The organism is Comamonas odontotermitis (assembly GCF_020080045.1).
GTDB classification, from domain to species: Bacteria; Pseudomonadota; Gammaproteobacteria; order Burkholderiales; family Burkholderiaceae_C; genus Comamonas; species Comamonas odontotermitis.
This window is the reverse complement of record NZ_CP083451.1, coordinates 3789403-3806092: the sequence shown is the minus strand read 5'-3', so window position 1 is coordinate 3806092 and position 16690 is coordinate 3789403. Positions and strand designations below refer to the sequence as shown.

16 protein-coding genes are annotated in these 16690 nt (G+C 57.1%); 13 read left to right on the top strand and 3 right to left on the bottom strand.

The genetic code is table 11. The features are described from left to right. Positions 1 to 15 precede the first annotated feature (15 nt). Complete coding sequence (locus LAD35_RS17595) at positions 16 to 636, top strand: protein-methionine-sulfoxide reductase heme-binding subunit MsrQ (protein ID WP_224152772.1); 621 nt, start codon at positions 16 to 18, stop codon at positions 634 to 636. A gap of 4 nt (positions 637 to 640) precedes the next feature. Here the strand turns inward: LAD35_RS17595 and LAD35_RS17590 are convergent, their stop codons facing one another. Continuing rightward, a complete protein-coding gene (locus LAD35_RS17590; protein WP_224150250.1) occupies positions 641 to 1453 on the bottom strand; it encodes an oxygen-binding di-iron domain-containing protein in 813 nt (270 codons plus the stop codon). 155 nt (positions 1454 to 1608) lie between these two features. Continuing rightward, the gene (lptM, locus tag LAD35_RS17585; RefSeq protein ID WP_224150249.1) at positions 1609 to 1821 is read right to left on the bottom strand and encodes an LPS translocon maturation chaperone LptM; all 213 of its coding nucleotides are present in this window, start codon (positions 1819 to 1821) and stop codon (positions 1609 to 1611) included. A gap of 12 nt (positions 1822 to 1833) precedes the next feature. Here lptM and cyaY point away from each other — a divergent pair, with 12 nt between their 5' ends. Next, a complete protein-coding gene (cyaY, locus tag LAD35_RS17580; RefSeq protein ID WP_224150248.1) occupies positions 1834 to 2163 on the top strand; it encodes an iron donor protein CyaY in 330 nt (109 codons plus the stop codon). Between the two features lie 86 nt (positions 2164 to 2249). Here the strand turns inward: cyaY and LAD35_RS17575 are convergent, their stop codons facing one another. Continuing rightward, positions 2250 to 4628, bottom strand: coding sequence for a penicillin-binding protein 1A (locus LAD35_RS17575; RefSeq protein WP_224150247.1), 2379 nt, complete (start codon positions 4626 to 4628; stop codon positions 2250 to 2252). A 263-nt stretch (positions 4629 to 4891) separates the two neighbouring features. On the opposite strand from LAD35_RS17575, the gene LAD35_RS17570 reads away from it, so the two are divergent. From LAD35_RS17570 to LAD35_RS17520, 11 genes are all read left to right on the top strand, one after another. Continuing rightward, positions 4892 to 5971, top strand: a complete 1080-nt coding sequence (locus tag LAD35_RS17570) for a pilus assembly protein PilM (protein WP_224152770.1) — start codon at positions 4892 to 4894, stop codon at positions 5969 to 5971. Continuing rightward, positions 5968 to 6570, top strand: a complete 603-nt coding sequence (locus LAD35_RS17565; RefSeq protein ID WP_224150246.1) for a PilN domain-containing protein — start codon at positions 5968 to 5970, stop codon at positions 6568 to 6570. The genes LAD35_RS17570 and LAD35_RS17565 overlap by 4 nt, the downstream gene beginning before the upstream one ends. An 8-nt stretch (positions 6571 to 6578) precedes the next feature. Then, on the top strand, positions 6579 to 7247 hold the full coding sequence (gene pilO / locus LAD35_RS17560; protein ID WP_224150245.1) for a type IV pilus inner membrane component PilO: 669 nt from the start codon (positions 6579 to 6581) through the stop codon (positions 7245 to 7247). A gap of 9 nt (positions 7248 to 7256) precedes the next feature. Next, positions 7257 to 7802, top strand: coding sequence for a pilus assembly protein PilP (locus LAD35_RS17555; RefSeq protein ID WP_224150244.1), 546 nt, complete (start codon positions 7257 to 7259; stop codon positions 7800 to 7802). Positions 7803 to 7834: 32 nt separating this feature from the next. After that, positions 7835 to 9913, top strand: a complete 2079-nt coding sequence (pilQ, locus tag LAD35_RS17550; RefSeq protein ID WP_224152768.1) for a type IV pilus secretin PilQ — start codon at positions 7835 to 7837, stop codon at positions 9911 to 9913. Positions 9914 to 9924: 11 nt separating this feature from the next. Beyond that, positions 9925 to 11454 (top strand): Ig domain-containing protein, encoded by a 1530-nt coding sequence (locus LAD35_RS17545; protein WP_224150243.1) that lies wholly within the window; start codon positions 9925 to 9927, stop codon positions 11452 to 11454. 103 nt (positions 11455 to 11557) lie between these two features. After that, positions 11558 to 12109, top strand: coding sequence for a shikimate kinase (locus LAD35_RS17540; RefSeq protein ID WP_224150242.1), 552 nt, complete (start codon positions 11558 to 11560; stop codon positions 12107 to 12109). Positions 12110 to 12404: 295 nt separating this feature from the next. Beyond that, positions 12405 to 13502, top strand: coding sequence for a 3-dehydroquinate synthase (aroB, locus tag LAD35_RS17535; RefSeq protein ID WP_224150241.1), 1098 nt, complete (start codon positions 12405 to 12407; stop codon positions 13500 to 13502). A 93-nt stretch (positions 13503 to 13595) separates the two neighbouring features. Further along, positions 13596 to 14795: a deoxyguanosinetriphosphate triphosphohydrolase gene (locus tag LAD35_RS17530; RefSeq protein WP_224150240.1), complete on the top strand. Its 1200-nt coding sequence runs from the start codon at positions 13596 to 13598 to the stop codon at positions 14793 to 14795. Between the two features lie 275 nt (positions 14796 to 15070). Then, complete coding sequence (locus LAD35_RS17525) at positions 15071 to 15721, top strand: DUF1415 domain-containing protein (protein WP_224150239.1); 651 nt, start codon at positions 15071 to 15073, stop codon at positions 15719 to 15721. Beyond that, positions 15721 to 16638 carry a class I SAM-dependent methyltransferase gene (locus LAD35_RS17520; RefSeq protein ID WP_224150238.1) on the top strand — a complete coding sequence of 306 codons (918 nt, stop codon included), beginning with the start codon at positions 15721 to 15723 and terminating at the stop codon, positions 16636 to 16638. The genes LAD35_RS17525 and LAD35_RS17520 overlap by 1 nt, the downstream gene beginning before the upstream one ends. Positions 16639 to 16690: the final 52 nt, after the last annotated feature.

The window sequence follows — 16690 nt, the reverse complement described above, 5'->3', positions numbered from 1 at the left end:
TATTCATAGCAAATGATGTCATCTTCCGCTGCAAAGGCCGCCATTCGCACGGCCCTGCACCTGCTGTGCTGGCTGCCTGCAGCCTGGCTGTTCTATCTGGCCGCCACGGACGGACTGGGGGCCAACCCCGCCGAGGCACTGCTGCGATCTCTGGGAGACTGGGCGTTGCGCTTTCTGTGCGTGGCATTGGCTGTAACGCCGCTGCGCCAGTGGCTGCATTGGCCGCAACTGGCGGCATACCGCCGCATGCTGGGCCTCTACACCTTCTTTTATGCCACGCTGCACTGGCTGGCCTATGTGGTGTTCGACATGGGGCTGGACTGGGCAGGCATCGTTGCCGATCTGCCCAAGCGGCCCTTCATTCTGGTGGGCACCCTGGCGTGGCTGGTTTTGCTGGTGCTGGCGGTCACCTCCCTCCCTGCCCTGGTGCGACGCCTGGGCGGCCGGCGCTGGCAGAAGCTGCACCGCGCGGTCTATGCCGTCGCCATCCTGGGCGTGCTGCATTTTTGGTGGATGCGCGCGGGCAAAAACCATTTTGGCGACGTGTGGGTATACGGCAGCATACTGGCTGCACTGCTGATGGCGCGCGTGGCGTGGGCGGTACAGCGCAGGCGCTTGCGGGCCGCAGTGCGCTGACGGCTTAACGCGCCGCTGCTACCGGTTGTGGCGAGATCGGTGCGCGGGGCAGGGTATAGCTTTGGTTGTCCATCAGGTCGATACCGCACATGAGGTGATCCAGCCAGTCAAAAAACTGTGCAATCGCCTGTCCCATGATGGGGGCGCCATGTTGCGGCACGATCAGAGAAATCTCCAGCTGGCGCGCCATGGCCACCCACAGGCGCAGCACCTTGTTAGAGACCATGTAGCGGCGGTGAAAGCCTTCCATGCGCGCAATGTGCGGTGCGAGATCCGTCACCGGCGTGCGGGCAATGTAGCCGTCAGTCAGCGAGACGCCCAGGTCGCCGGTGAACAGAATGCGGCTGATCGGGTCGTAGAAGTGAAAATTGCCCTCTGCATGCAGAAAGTGTGCGGGCAGGATATGCAGCTGGCTTTGGCCCAGGGGCAGAATGCCGCCGGCATCCTGCACCGGAATGACACGGTTTTCCGTCTTGCCCACCTTGGTGAAGTGCGGAACGAAGCGTTCCCACACGCGGGAGATGACCAGCGACGCCTTGGTGGAGGTGAGCCAGCGGTCCAGCGAAGCGATGATGTCCGGATCGGCATGCGAGGCAATCAGGTACGAGAGCTTGTGGGGCGAAAAATAGCGCACCATGCCCATGTACAGCTCGTTGAAGGCCAGATTGCCACCTGGATCGATGATGGCACCGGTGCCATGGTCCACGATCAGGAATTGGTTGGCTTGTACGGCCTGCGCATCTTCCTCCACCAGATCGGTGAACATCAGACAAGCGTGGTGCTCGTCCCGGTACAGTTCCACAGGTGCCAGCGCCATCTCTTTTCCATGCATTCGTTACAACGCGTTGCACTGTAGCGAATGCAGGGCGAGCGAGACTTGATGTGAATCAAGTAACGGCCAAGCGGTTGAATTGCCTGCTGGTTGGAAGCCGCGCGCGGCGACAGCACCCATTTTTCAGGCCCAGCGCGCTATTATTTTTGATTACTGATGTTGGGCTGCAGAGGCTTGAGATCGGGCTCGGGAGTCTCTCCGCGCGGATCGAGGGTTTGGGGCAGGGTGGCGCGGTTGGCTGCCGCAGGCTCCTGGGGCAGGTACAGTGGGCCCTTTTGGCCGCAGGCCGCCAGGACTGCCGCACCGCCGGCAAGGACAATGGCCTTGCATACAATTTGAGAAATACTCCGCATAGAGACATTGTAATGAACGAACTCGAATACCTGGATGCTGCCGAAAAGCTGTTGCTCTCCGTGGAGCAGACGTGCGACCGCATCAATGACGACACCGACGCTGACATCGACGCCCAGCGCGTAGGGGGTATGGTGACGCTGACCTTTTCCAACCGCAGCCAGATCATCATCAACCTGCAGCCGCCCTTGCATGAGGTATGGATGGCGGCCAAATCGGGCGGTTATCACTACAAATGGGATGGCAAGCTGTGGAAAGATACGAAGACCGGCAATGACTTCTATGCCGACCTGACGCGCGATGCGACTGCACAATCTGCCATGAAGCTGGTGTTTGGCGCTTGATGGGGTTGTGCCTATAGCTGCAAAATCGATAGCGCCATGAAACAAGCCCCGCGATGCGGGGCTTGTGTTTGTCGGCATGAGAATCTCTAGTCTCGGAACAGATCGAGGATCTTGTTGCGCTCTTCCGCATTGGGCGCCGGCACGGGCGAAGTCGCACCCGGTATCGGGGTATCCAGGCCCAGGTTCGGGCCGCCGCGCGCATATTCCTCGTAGTACCAGTCGCCACCCTGGTTGACCAGGCCGCTGGGCGGCTGCATCTGGGCCACGGGCACGCCTTTGAGTGCATGCTGCATGTAGTTGATCCAGATGGGCAGGCTCAGGCCGCCGCCGAATTCACGCGCGCCCAGGCTGCGCGGGTTGTCGTAGCCCATCCATACGACCGCTGCCGTGGTGGGCTGGAAGCCTGCAAACCAGGCGTCGACCGAGTCATTGGTGGTGCCGGTCTTGCCGTAGATGTCCGGGCGCTTGAGCTGGGCCTGTGCCTTGGCGGCGGTGCCGTAGCGTGCCACGTCCTGCAGCAGCGAATCCATGACAAAGGCGTTGCGTGCATCGATGGCGCGGGGCAGGTCCTCTACCGCCGGAGGTGTGAACTCAGACAGCACGTTGCCCCGGTGGTCGGTGATCTTGGCAATCAGGTACGGATTGACGCGGTGCCCGCCATTGGCAAATACCGAATAACCTGCCGCCATCTGCATGGGGGTGACAGCGCCCGCGCCCAGAGCCATGGGCAGATAGGGCGGGTGCTTGTCGGCATCAAAGCCAAACTTGGTGACCCATTCCTGCGCCTTCTTGGCGCCCACGGATTGCATGACGCGGATGGTCACCAGGTTCTTGGAGCGGGCCAGGGCCTGGCGCATGGTCATCGGCCCATCGAAACGGCCGTCAGAGTTCTTGGGCTCCCAGGGTTGCTGTCCGCCCGAGCCGGGGAAGGTGAGCGGTGCGTCGTTGATCACCGTGGTCGGAGAAAACCCTTTTTCCAGCGCGGCGGAATAGATGAACGGCTTGAAGCTGGAGCCGGGCTGGCGCCAGGCCTGGGTGACATGGTTGAACTTGTTCTTGTCAAAGTCAAAACCTCCCACCAGGGCCTTGATGGCGCCGGAGTTCGGATCCAGCGAAACAAAGGCGCCTTCCACCTCGGGCAGCTGGGTCAGTTCCCAGGTCTTTTTGCTGGTTTCCATGATGCGCACCACGGCGCCAGGGCGCAGCTTGGTGTTGGGTGGCGCCTTGTCGCTCAGCCCGGACTGCACGGGTTTGAGGCCTTCGCCCGTAATCTCGATCGGGTCGCCGTCGGCACGGGTCACCACCACTTTGCGCGGCGTTGCCTCTAACACCACGGCAGCCAGAATGTTGCCGTTGTCCGGGTGCTGGGCCAGGGCTTCGTCGATGGCGTCGTCGCGCTCCTGCTGGGTCTTGGGCAGGTTGATGAACTTCTCGGGCCCCCGGTAGTGCTGGCGCTTTTCGTAGTCCATGATGCCCTTGCGCAGCGCATCGTAGGCCACTTCCTGGTCGCTGGCGATCAAGGTGGTGTAGACGTTCAGGCCACGTGTGTAGGCTTCGCTGCCGTACTGCGCAAAGATCAGCTGGCGCGCCATTTCGGCCACATATTCGGCATGCACCTTGTTGTCGGCGTAGCTGGAGCGGATGCGCAGCTTCTCGGCACGGGCTTCGTCGGCCTGCGCCTTGGTGATGAAGCCGTTTTCTTCCATCCGGTCGATGATGTAGAGTTGGCGCACCTTGGCACGCCTGGGGTTGCTGATCGGGTTGTAGGCCGATGGCGCCTTGGGCAGGCCGGCCAGCATGGCCGCTTCGGCCACGGTCACGTCCTTGAGCGGCTTGCCGAAATACGTCTCTGATGCTGCCGAGAAACCATAGGCGCGGTTGCCCAGGTAGATCTGGTTCATGTAGATTTCCAGAATCTGGTTCTTGGAGAGCGTGTGCTCCAGCTTCAGGGTCAGCAGGATTTCATAGATCTTGCGGGTATAGGTCTTTTCTGAAGACAGATACACATTGCGCGCCACCTGCATGGTGATGGTGGACGCGCCCTGGGCCTTTTCCCTTCCGAGATTGGCCAGCAGGGCCCGGGCCATGCCCTTGTAGTCGACGCCGTTGTGCTCAAAGAAGCGCGTGTCTTCAATGGCAAGAACGGCATCGACCATGATCTTCGGAATTTCCTTGATGGGTGTCAAATTTCGACGTTCTTCACCGAATTCGCCCAGCAACGCTCCTTCTGACGAGTAGACTCGCATGGGGAGTTTGGGGCGGTAGTCGGCCAGTTCCGAAACATCGGGCAGATTGGGGTAGGCCATGGCCAGGCCGACAGCAACGACAGCGACCGCAGCGATTGCCAGAGCAATGAACAATGCAATCAGGCCGCCAAAGAACTTGAGCACCTTGCTGCCCAGGCTGCTTGGCCTGGGTTGGGGCTTTTCAGGGGTTCGGCGCGAGAGGGGGGCGTCTGGATTCATTGGGTCAGACAGTCAAGATAGGCATGCATAAGCGGGAAATCCTATCACGCGGGGCATAGCCGCGCTTGCACAGGCAGGTGTGATTTAGGCTGGGCCAAATGTCATCTAAATTTCAATGTATACCTTGTATCGTATTGTTTTGACAACGAATTGAAATGCAGATCACGCCGTTCTTTGCTGCGCGACTATCTTGCTGATAGCATCCATAGAGGGTGTTAAGTTTTGTAGCTCAACATAGAGCAAAAATAAGGGAGGAGTCCATCTTGGTCTCAATGGGATCTATGTTCCGACGCCAGCCGCCAAGCCTGTTAGGCATTGACGTGAGCGCGTCGAGCATCAAGTTGGTTGAACTGGGGAGGAGTGGCGGCGGTCAATATGTGGTTGAACGCTGTGCACAAGAGCTACTGGAGCCTGGCTGGGTCACCGAGTCGGGCATTGAGCGTTTTGATGAGGTCGCCGATTCATTGCGCCGCCTCGTCAAAAAAAGCGGTACACGCACCAAGCAGGCTGCGCTGGCGCTGCCCCTTTCTGCAGTCATCCAGAAGAAAATCGTACTCCCCGCCGGCTTGTCCGAGCTGGAAATGGAGTTTCAAGTTGAATCAGAAGCTAACCAATACATACCTTTTTCCCTGGATGAGGTGAATTTGGACTTCTGTGTGATCGGGCCATCCGCCAACTCCGTGGGAGACGTGGACGTGCTGATTGCCGCTGCCCGCAAGGAAACGGTGCAGGATCGCCAGGGCCTGGCGGAAGCGGCAGGGCTCAAGCCCGCTGTGCTGGAGATTGAATCGAACGCCACGGCGCTGGCAGCACGCCGTCTGATCAGCAATATGCCTAGCAAGGGCAAGGATGCCTTCATCGCCATCTTCGAAATTGGTGGCAACGCCTCTTTTCTGCAGATCATCCACAACAGCAATGTGATCTACGAGCGCGATCAATCGTTCAACGGCGGACAACTCACGCAGATGATCATGCGGCAGTATGGCTTTTCGCAGGAAGAGGCTGAGCAGAAAAAGCGCAACAACGATCTGCCTGCCGATTACAAGACAGTGGTGCTGCGTCCGTTTGTGGAAAGCGTCGGGCAGGAAATCAACCGTGCGCTGCAGTTCTTCTTCACCAGCACGCCACACAACAGAATCGACCACATTCTGCTGGCGGGCGGCTCAGCGGTTCTCAGCGGCCTGACCGATGCAGTGATTGACGCGACGGGGTTTGCAACCTCCGTGGCCAACCCGTTTGAAGAAATGGTGATGGATGCTGCGGTTCGCTCGCGCAGCAAAAACAAGGATTTCTCCACCTATCTGACGGCCTGCGGTCTGGCTCTGCGGAGGTATGCAGCGTGATTTTGATCAATCTGCTTCCCCACCGGGAACTTGCACGAAAAAAGCGCAAAGAGAACTTTCAGGTCTCCATGCTGGCTGCTGCGCTGTTTGGTGCTGCTATCTGTGGTGCCATCTATCTGCTCTACCAATATCGACTTGACCAGCAGGAGCAGCGTAATGCGCTCCTGACTTCCGAGATCAAGGCATTGGATGCAAAGATTGCCGATGTGGCCAAGATTGACGCCGAAATCGCTGCGCTGAAGGCACGGCAGAAGGCGGTGGAAGACCTGCAGTCGGATCGCAATCTTCCTGTGCATTTGCTCAATGAACTGGTGCTGCAGTTGCCCGATGGCGTCTATGTCGAGAGCCTCAAGCAACAGGAGCAAACCGTACAGATTCAAGGGATTGCACAGTCCAATGAGCGGGTGTCGGAATTGCTCAACAGCCTCGCCACCAAAACCCCCTGGCTCTCCAAGCCTGAATTGGTGGAGGTTGTGGGTACCACGACTCAGGTCAATGCCAAAGAGAAGAAACGGGTATCTGGCTTTAACCTTCGCTTCCGGCTGGTCCGCTCCAGTGAAATGGAACAGGCGAATGCTTCGCCTGATCAAAAGAAATAGGGACTGCCATGGCAACCAAAAAGAATATGCAGTTGGGAGAGGGATTCAAAAATCTGCAGCGGCAGTTCCAGAATCTGGATCCCAAGGATCCTTCGTTGTGGCCTGCGGCCCCGCGCTGGATGCTGCTGATCATGATCGCTGCTCTGGTCGTGGGCCTGGGCTGGTATCTGTATCTGAGCAACTTCGATGAGGAACTGACCGCCTCCCAAGGCAAGGAATTGCAGCTCAAGGACGATTACAAATCGCGTTTGCGCAAGGCCGTCAATCTGGAAGCATTGCGCAAGCAGCGCGAGCAGGTATTGCAATATGTGACGCAGCTCGAGAAGCAGTTGCCCAGCAAGGCTGAAATGGCCGCTCTCCTGTCCGATATCAATCAGGCGGGTATTGGTCGCAGCCTGCAGTTTGATCTGTTCAAGCCCGGGCAAACGGTGGTGAAGGATTACTATGCAGAGTTGCCAATTTCAATCAAGGTGAATGGCAAATACCACGATATCGGTTTTTTTGCTGCCGATATTGCGAACCTCTCGCGCATCGTGACGCTGAACAATATTGGACTGGCACCTGCAAACAAGGACTCTGACATGCTGGTGCTCGATGCTACTGCCCGTACTTTCCGCTATCTGGATCCGCAAGAGCTCAAGGAGCAGCAGGATGCCAAGACCAAGGCCAAGAAATAAGGGGGCGGAATGAATCGTTTTACTCAGCTTCTCTTGGGCGTTGCCACTGCGTCTTTACTCGTTGCGTGCGATGATGAAAGCGACAATCTCCACACATGGATGCAACAGGAACAAGCGGCAACCAGACCTTCTGTAAAGCCCATCGCTCCTCCCAAGGAGTTTGTGCCACAGGCATATGTGGCGGCGACCACCTTGGATCCTTTCAGCAAGGAGCGACTGGCTGCCGTGCTGCGCGGTAGCGGCAGTGCGCCGCCTACGATCTCCGATGCGCTGGTTGCTCCAGAGCGAGTCCGTCGCAAGGAGCAATTGGAGTCATTTCCGCTGGATGGCATCTCCATGGTGGGCTTTCTCAAAAAAGGCAGTGCAGATGTAGGCCTGGTCAAGGTGGATGGCCTGATCTATCAGGTCAACAAAGGCATGTACATGGGGCAGAACTACGGCAAGATCAAAAACGTCAATGAGAGCTCCATCACCATACGTGAAATCGTCCAGGACGGCGTTGGTGAATGGGTAGAGAGAGATGCAGTCCTCGAACTGCAGGAGGCCAAAAAATGAAAAAATTCACTCTTTTGCTGCCGCTGGCAGCGATGCTATTGTTGCCTGCCTCGGTGTTGGCGCAAGGCAAGATCAACAGTGTCTCCACTGTCGTGCGTGATGGCGTGGAACTCGTCAAGATCGAGACGGACGGCGCGCCTCTCGCACTGCCCGAGACCTTCAGCATCCAGTCTCCTGCACGCGTCGTGCTGGATCTGCCCGGCTTCAAGAGTGCGCTGCCCAGCAACCGCATCGAGCTCAACCAGGGGAACTTGCGCTCATTGAATGTGGTGGAGACCGATACTAAGGCGCGACTGGTACTGAATCTGAAAGAAAGCACCACCTACAAGACAGAAGTCAGTGGGAAGGACCTGCTGGTTGCAATCGAGCCAGCTGCCAAGAAAGTGACGGCCACTCAGCAGGATCAGCAATTTTCTGCTGACGGCAACGCGTTCTCGCAGCCTCTGTCTGATGTTGATTTCCGTCGCGGAACCGATGGTGCCGGACGCCTGGTCATCGCTCTGCCCAACAACCGTGTCGGGGTGAACATTGCCAAGATGGCGGATGGATTGACCTTGGAGTTGCAGCACACGACGCTGCCCGAGGGGTTGCGGCGAAAGCTGGATGTATCCGATTTCGGCACGCCTGTCCGGATGATTTCCTCTCGCCAGGCCGGTAATGCCACCTATGTCGACCTGAAGAACACGGGCGAATGGGAGCATAGCGCCTACCAAAGCGACAACCAGTTTGTCGTTGAAGTTCGTCAACGCAAGTCTGATCCCAACAAGCTGGGATCTGGTGGAACATTCACCGGAGAAAAGCTGTCGCTGAGTTTCCAGAATATTGAAGTCCGCTCTCTGCTGCAGGTGATTGCAGATTTCACCAACTTCAATATCGTCACCTCAGATACGGTCAATGGATCTTTGACATTGCGTTTGAAGGATGTGCCCTGGGACCAGGCACTCCAGATTATTCTGGATGCCAAGGGCCTAGGAATGCGCAAGTCAGGAACCGTACTTTGGATCGCTCCCAAGGATGAAATTGACGAGCGCATTCAAAAGGATTTTGATGCGGTCGCAAAGCTGGAAGAAAAAACGCCATTGCAGACACAGTCATTCCAGCTGAATTATGCAAAAGCGACGGATTTGTTGAAGCAAATTACTAGTAGCTCAGGAAGTGGCGGTACCTCTGGAGCTCAAAGTAGATTTTTAACATCTAGAGGTTCAGCAATTTCTGAGCCTCGAACGAATCAAATCTTTATCACGGACATTCCTGCTAAACTAGAGGAATTTAAGCGTCTTTTGGTGACGCTGGATGTTCCTGTGCGTCAAGTGCTTATTGAGGCTCGAATTGTAGAGGCACGAGATACTTTTGGTCGCTCTTTGGGTGTTCGATTGGGTGGGGGAGATATGCGTGCGGCAAAAGGAGGGGATGGCGGGTACTCACTTGGGGGGGGGAATCGGGTAGGCTTTGGTACGAGCTATGACAATGCAGTTGGAACGACTGGAATGGGCGGCTCCAATACATCGAATGGTAATTTTGTGAATTTACCTGCTGCTACCTTAGCTTCTGGTACAGCAGGGACATTTGCTCTTTCCATTTTTAATTCTGCGGCAAATCGATTCTTGTCCTTGGAGTTGTCGGCATTGGAGGCTGATGGTAAAGGTAAAATTGTCTCTAGTCCGCGATTGATAACTGCAGATCAAACCAAGGCTCTGATCGAGCAAGGTACGGAAATTCCATATCAAAACTCAGCACAAAATGGCGCGACCACAGTTGAATTCAAAAAGGCAGTTTTGAAGCTGGAGGTTGTGCCCCAAATTACGCCTGAGGGGAATATTATTCTAGATTTGGATGTTTCTAAAGACTCTAAAGGGGCAGATACGGTTGCTGGACCCGCTATTGATACTAAACATATCAAAACTCAGGTGCTGGTTGAGAATGGTGGTACTGTAGTAATTGGTGGTATTTTTGAGTTGCAGGAAACGCAAACTACGAATAAGATACCTCTGCTTGGCGATGTTCCTGTTATCGGTAATTTGTTTAAAAACAATGTTCGCGAATCGGAAAAGCGTGAAATGTTGGTATTTATAACTCCGAAGATGATTTCGGATCGTGGTGAGATGCGTTGAAAATGGGAGTAATGGAAATGAAAATTTTGCTGAAAATGAGGCCTTTATTTTTGGGCATTCCTGTAATATTAACAGCTTGCGGTGGTGGTGGTGGTAGTAGTGGTGCAACCGAAGAGCAGTACAGCATTTCCTTGCGTTCTGATAAAGCATCGCTGCCAGTTAATTTATATGGTTATGCAGCGGGTCAAGGTGCTTATGCTCCATACACAACCAGCATGTATGTTTCTGCTAAGCGGGGTGGTGAAGCCATTCCTGGGGGGGAGAATATCTTTGGCTGTAATATCGCTTCTGGCTTGGATTCCGGTTCTCTTTATTATTTGGATGGGGATAAGGCTCATGAAGATGATAAGGGTAACCCTTTGGCATATCGCTCCATCACGCTTGGGGCTAACTCTGGGGGCGCGTCTTTCCATCTGCATGCCAAAGATAAGGCTGGTACAGTTGTTGTAGTGTGTTCTGTCACCGACCCCCGTGATGGAAAAATTTATACTTCCAGCGCCAATGTAGTTGTAGGTAGTGCTAGCACCAATACTCCAGGAGACATAACGCTATTGTCAACGGGAACCTTGGGAACGAGTGGTAATGTTTCTGGCTTGGATACCCGCATTGCCATGCAAGCGCAGTTGTGGAATGATAATAATCAACCGGTATCGGCTGGAACCAGTGCCAATGTGCAGGTTAGTATTCGTGGTGGTTCAGCTGCACCTGGCGCACGGCTGATGATTGAGGGTAAGACTGCAACCTCGATGAGTTTGCGCTCCAATGGCGGAGTTGCGCAATTCTCCTTGGCAAGCGGGGCTTCTGAAGGAGCAGTGCTGTTAGAGTTGACCTCGGATCGAGCGGACAATGATGTGACGAATGGGATTCAAGAGCCTATAACGCGTTTGGTTGCGGTGCCAGTGGCAAAGGCTATTGCCACGACGCCTTTGGCACTTGATGCTACTCAACTCGAAAGTCTGACCATCAGTAATGCACAGCCCTTCTATGCTGCGTTGACTGCTAGTGGAGGGGTGCCGGCTTACACATTTGAAGCAGTTGCAGGTCTACCGACTGGTTTGACTTTGAGTAGTTCTGGTGTGTTGCAAGGCACGCCCTGGGTGGCCAAGCCCGGTAGCTATACAGTCACTGTGCGCGTTACGGATTCGATTGGAGCAACTGTAACGCAGCAAATGAAGCTGACAATCACGGGTGAGCTGCCTGCAACCCCTGTCGCGTTTGATATCTTGGGCTGTTCTGGCGGAATCAATACCGCTTGCCCATTACCTTCTGGTGTCGTAGGCAGTGGCTATGCTTATGCATTCTCTGCATCAGGTGGTGGCACGATTAATTGGTCTTATCAAGGCTTGCCGGGCTGGCTGGATGCAAGTGCTACCGGTACTACTGGGCTGATCGCCGCCAAGGGGGCCCTAACTTGCGAGAGCGTTGGTATGGCGAAGTTCTTTGTAACAGCGTCGAATGCAACCAACTCAGTGACACGCCAAGTCTCCATTACAGTGTTGGATGATCCTAGCTGTCACGAAACACCAGCCACTACTCCATAAACTGCAAGTAGAGAGGCTTATATAAACAAAGCCCCAAGCCTTGGCTTGGGGCTTTGTTTTATGCCATAGTCCCCGAATTCCGATTCTTGCATTTTGGTGTTTCATGTCTTCTGTTATTGCGTTCATTGGTCTGCCGGGATCTGGAAAATCCACAATTGGCCGTCAGCTCGCCCGCAATTGGGGCGTGGAGTTTGTGGATTCAGATCTTGTGTTGGAGCGTCGTCTGGGCTGCGCCATCAAGGATTTTTTTGCAGCGCATGGCGAGCAGGCTTTCAGGGATGCGGAAGCGGAAGTTCTTGCCGATCTTGCGCGTGGGCAGTCAGCCTGTGTGCTGTCAACGGGGGGGGGAGCGGTGCTGCGAGCTGAGAACCGCGCCGTGTTGCATGCAAATACTACGGTTTTCTATTTGCAATCCAGCCCTGAAGACATTGCCCGCCGCCTGCGAAATGACACCAGCAGGCCGTTGCTGCAGGGCGAAGATCCGCTCAAGCGCTTGCGAGATTTGTTGGCGGTGCGCGCGCCTTTGTATGAGGAGACAGCGCATTTCGTCATTGACACCGTGCGCTGCTCGACCGCGCAGGTGGTGCGCAAAGTGACAATGCAGGCCGAGCTCGCGGGCGTGGTTCCCATGGCAGGGGCGGCAACGAAGTCGTAGTGACAAGGGATTGATACCATGGGGTGGCGCCCTGCGCGAAGAGCGCTAACATGGGTATGCATGTCATTGCCCTATCCTGCCTGGGGTCCGCATTGGTAGAGAGGTTCTCTGGCTTCAACATAAATCTGCGATTTGCTGAGGCATGTTGTCGGCACGGAGTGCGGATTGACGTCACACAGACTGACGTGCTGCAGAGCCCAGGCAAGGCAGGCCGATATCCATCTAGTCCAGGCTGTTAAAAGGACTGGAGCCGGATAAGATAATCACCAGTTACCCATCATTAGCTTCATCAACCGTGACCGAAACTGTCCATATCGATCTGGGTGATCGTTCCTATCCCATCGTGATTGCTGGTGGCGCCATGTCGTTGGCAGACACGTTTGCGGCCTGTCCCAAGGCGGCACAGGCGCTGATTGTCAGCAATGAAACTGTGGCACCGTTGTATGCCGAGCGGCTGCAGCGCGCGCTTTCAGGCCGCTATCCGCAGGTGCAGGTGCTGCAGTTGCCCGATGGTGAAGCGCACAAGAACTGGCACACCCTGCAAGCCATTTTCGATGCCTTGCTGCAAAGCGGTGCCGATCGCAAGACGGTCCTGTTTGCACTCGGTGGTGGCGTGGTGGGGGACATGACGGGCTTCGCTGCCGCGAGCTTCATGCGCGGAGTGCCTTTTGTGCAGGTTCCAACCACGTTGCTGTCCCAGGTGGATTCATCGGTGGGGGGCAAGACCGGCATCAACCATCCGCTGGGCAAGAACATGATTGGTGCGTTCTACCAGCCCCAACTGGTGGTGTGCGATCTCGATTCGCTCGATACCTTGCCTGCGCGCGAGCTGAGCGCCGGGCTGGCAGAAGTGATCAAGTATGGGCCGATCGCCGATATGGCCTTCATGGATTGGCTGGAAGCGAACATGGATGCGCTGATGGCACGCGACAAGCAAGCCCTGGCCCATGCCGTGCGCCGCAGTTGCGAGATCAAGGCCGACGTCGTCTCCAAGGACGAGAAGGAAGCCGATCTGCGCGCCATTTTGAACTTTGGCCATACGTTTGGCCATGCCATCGAAGCGGGCATGGGCTATGGCGTGTGGCTGCATGGCGAAGGCGTAGGGGCCGGCATGGTGATGGCCGCTGAGCTGTCGCAGCGCCTTGGCCTGGTGGATTCCGCTTTTGTGCAGCGCCTGCGGGTCTTGATCGAGAGGGCAGGGCTGCCGGTACGGGGGGCCATTCTGGATACGCAGGACAATGCCGGGCGCTACCTGCAGCTGATGCGCCTGGACAAGAAATCGCAGGCGGGCGCCATCCGCTTTGTATTGATTGATGGCCCGGGCAAAGCCGTGGTGCGCGAGGCGCCTGATGCGTTGGTGCGCGAAGTCATCGATACCTGCTGCGCGGCATGACGGCGCCTTTCTGCAAAACAGCTGCCAGCGGTGATGCGGTATGCGGTTTTCTCTCGCGATTGATCGCATCCCGAGGTTGATGGAAAGGGGAGCATGCAGGCCGTAGATTCATCTCCCGTATGGACCGAGGCCGAGCTTGCGCCGTATGCCTGCTATTCGCACCTCAGCAAGGGCCGCATCCATGCGCAGGATGCCGCGCCCACGCGCAGCGAGTTTCAGCGCGACCGCGACCGCATCGTGCATTCCTCTGCGTTTCGCCGCTTGGTCTACAAGACCCAGGTGTTCCTGAACCACGAAGGCGACCTGTTTCGGACAAGGCTGACCCATTCGATCGAGGTGGCTCAGCTGGGCCGTTCCATTGCGCGCTCACTGCGCATCAACGAAGACCTGACCGAAGCCATTTGCCTAGCACACGACCTGGGGCACACGCCATTTGGCCACGCTGGGCAGGATGCACTCAACGCTTGCATGGCAGGCTTTGGCGGTTTTGAGCACAACCTGCAGAGCCTGCGCGTGGTGGACGATCTGGAAGAGCGCTACCCCGGCTACAGCGGCCTCAATCTGTGTTTTGAAACGCGCGAGGGTATCTTGAAGCACTGCTCTGCCGCCAACGCCCGCAAGCTGGAGGCGCGGGAGCCCGGTGGCGTAGGCCATCGCTTTCTGGTGGGCGGGCAGCCCGCGCTGGAGGCGCAACTGGCCAACCTCGCCGACGAGATCACCTACAACGCACATGATGTGGATGATGGCGTGCGATCAGGGCTCATTACCGTTGAGCAACTGATGGAGATTCCGCTGTTTGCACGCTATGCGGACGAAGCGGTGCGCGAACATCCGCAACTGCAGGAGAGCAACTGGCAGCGCCGCTGGCTGTACGAGACCATTCGCCGCTTGCTCAGCGAGCAGGTGTACGACGTGATCCGCAACACGGGGGCCGCTTTGCAGGCCGCGCAGCCCGCAAGCGCAGATGCGGTGCGGGCGCTGCCGCCACTCGTTGGCTTCAGCGATGCCATGCGCGCGGAATCTGCAGCGCTCAAGCGCTTTCTGTTTCAAAACCTCTACCGCCATCCCCAGGTGGTGGACACCACCAGCCGCGCCAAGATCGTGGTGCGCGAGCTGTTTGATATCTACCTGGCCCGGCCCCAGGAGATGAAGCCGCGCTATGCCGCGCGGGCCCAGGGCCTGGAGCTAGCCCACTGCGCGCGCGTGGTAGCCGATTTCATCGCTGGCATGACAGACCGCTATGCCCTGCGTGAGCATGAGCGCTTGACCGGCAAGCAGCTATTGACGGAATAGCGGTTTTGACGGCGTAGGCATGCGCTTGCAACGGGCGGATAGCCGCCCATCGTGCAGGCTCGGAGCCTGTTGGGCGCCGCTGCGCAAGCGAGCGATTGCTCTACTGCCATGGGCGAGAAAAGCGCAATCGCTACAATGTGCCCAATTCCGCCTTGCCCTGCAGCCCTGGGAGCGTAGACACGCTCCTGTAAGCCCTGCAGGCTGCCGACGCCGCTGTGCACCGCCTGTCTGCGCCGTCTGCGAATACCTACACAATACCCACCAGAAAGCCCGCCATGACCGATGATCACGCGACGCCTGCGCAAGGCACATCCATGCACGAAGTCGTGATTGCCGACACCGTGAACTGGCTGGAGAAGGCGGTGATCGGCCTCAACCTGTGCCCGTTTGCCAAGGGCGTGCATGTCAAAGGGCAGATCCATTACACCGTCAGCGACGCCGACGACGTGGAGGGCGTGGCCCAGGCACTACACCGCGAACTGGAGGCCCTGGCCGAGGCCAACCCCGAAAAGCGCGACACCACCTTGCTGATCCTGCCGTATGCGCTGCACGATTTTCTGGATTTCAACGAATTCCTGGAGCTGGCAGACGACATGATCGACGAGCTGGATCTGGGCGGCATTCTGCAGGTAGCGTCATTCCATCCGCTCTACCAGTTCGAGGGGACGGACGTGGACGATGTGACCAACTGCACCAACCGCTCGCCGTATCCCACCTTGCACCTGCTGCGCGAAGACAGCATCGACAAGGCCGTCGAAGTGTTTCCCGAGGCGGAGTCGATCTACGAAAAGAACATGGACACGCTCGATCAACTGGGCCTCGAAGGCTGGCTGGATCTGGGTGTGGGTGCGCGTTGCCCCTTTCCTCACAAGGAATCGCAAAAAAATGCCGCAGCAGGCAATGCCGACGATCAGAAAGCCGATTGATGACAAAGACCAAGCCCCAGCGTGACGTGAACACCGCTGGCAAAAAGCAGCCTGTGGTGCAGGACATTGCCGAGCAACTGGGTCTCAAGCCCGGGCAGTCGATCGAACTGCTCAAGGCGCTGCACATCCTCACGCGCGACGGCAAGATGAACCAGGATTCGCGCCGCAAGCTCAAGCAGGTCTACCACCTCTACCAATTCATCGAGCCCCTGCTGGCCGAGCTGTCGCAGAACGAGCACGCCGTGAGCCTGGCCGACCACGGCGCGGGCAAGTCCTACCTGGGCTTCATCCTGTACGACCTGTTCTTCAAGCAACTGGGTCGCGGTCGCATTTACGGCATTGAAACGCGCGCCCCCCTGGTTGATGCGTCGCAACAGCTGGCCGCAGACCTGGGATTTGAGCGCATGGCGTTTTTGAACATGTCGGTGGCCGATTCCACCCGTGCCGACACCATGCCTGAGCGCTTCGACATCGTGACCGCCCTGCATGCCTGCGATACCGCCACCGACGATGCCATTGCCTTCGGCCTGGAGAAAAAGGCCCGGGCCATGGTGCTGGTGCCCTGCTGCCAGGCCGAGGTGGCAGCCTGCCTGCGCCAGAACAAGGCGTTGCAGCTGTCGCGCACGCCGCTGGCCGAACTGTGGCGCCACCCCATTCACACGCGCGAGATAGGCAGCCAAATCACCAATGTGCTGCGCTGCCTGTACCTGGAAAGCCAGGGCTACCAGGTGACGGTGACCGAGCTGGTGGGCTGGGAGCACAGCATGAAGAACGAGTTGATTCTGGCGCGCTACACCGGCCAGAAAAAGCGCAGCGCGGCCGAGCGGCTGCAGCAGTTGCTTGCTGAGTTTGGCCTCGATACCTTGCTGCAGCACCGCTACCCTTTGCCAGTTGCTGCAGATATCCAGCAAGCATAGCCTCATTTGCTATCAAAACAAGAGCTTTTTGCGCATGTCGCCATTGCGCAGA

Excerpts from the sequence above, each read along its gene's own strand:
- LAD35_RS17530 (WP_224150240.1), top strand. The coding sequence starts at position 13,596 with ATGCAGGCCGTAGATTCATCTCCCGTATGGACCGAGGCCGAGCTTGCG.
- LAD35_RS17595 (WP_224152772.1), top strand. The coding sequence starts at position 16 with ATGTCATCTTCCGCTGCAAAGGCCGCCATTCGCACGGCCCTGCACCTG.
- LAD35_RS17520 (WP_224150238.1), top strand. The coding sequence starts at position 15,721 with ATGACAAAGACCAAGCCCCAGCGTGACGTGAACACCGCTGGCAAAAAG.
- LAD35_RS17545 (WP_224150243.1), top strand. The coding sequence starts at position 9,925 with ATGGAAATGAAAATTTTGCTGAAAATGAGGCCTTTATTTTTGGGCATT.
- LAD35_RS17540 (WP_224150242.1), top strand. The coding sequence starts at position 11,558 with ATGTCTTCTGTTATTGCGTTCATTGGTCTGCCGGGATCTGGAAAATCC.
- LAD35_RS17555 (WP_224150244.1), top strand. The coding sequence starts at position 7,257 with ATGAATCGTTTTACTCAGCTTCTCTTGGGCGTTGCCACTGCGTCTTTA.
- pilQ (WP_224152768.1), top strand. The coding sequence starts at position 7,835 with ATGCTATTGTTGCCTGCCTCGGTGTTGGCGCAAGGCAAGATCAACAGT.
- lptM (WP_224150249.1), bottom strand. The coding sequence starts at position 1,821 with ATGCGGAGTATTTCTCAAATTGTATGCAAGGCCATTGTCCTTGCCGGC.
- LAD35_RS17590 (WP_224150250.1), bottom strand. The coding sequence starts at position 1,453 with ATGGCGCTGGCACCTGTGGAACTGTACCGGGACGAGCACCACGCTTGT.
- cyaY (WP_224150248.1), top strand. The coding sequence starts at position 1,834 with ATGAACGAACTCGAATACCTGGATGCTGCCGAAAAGCTGTTGCTCTCC.
- LAD35_RS17525 (WP_224150239.1), top strand. The coding sequence starts at position 15,071 with ATGACCGATGATCACGCGACGCCTGCGCAAGGCACATCCATGCACGAA.
- pilO (WP_224150245.1), top strand. The coding sequence starts at position 6,579 with ATGGCAACCAAAAAGAATATGCAGTTGGGAGAGGGATTCAAAAATCTG.
- LAD35_RS17575 (WP_224150247.1), bottom strand. The coding sequence starts at position 4,628 with ATGAATCCAGACGCCCCCCTCTCGCGCCGAACCCCTGAAAAGCCCCAA.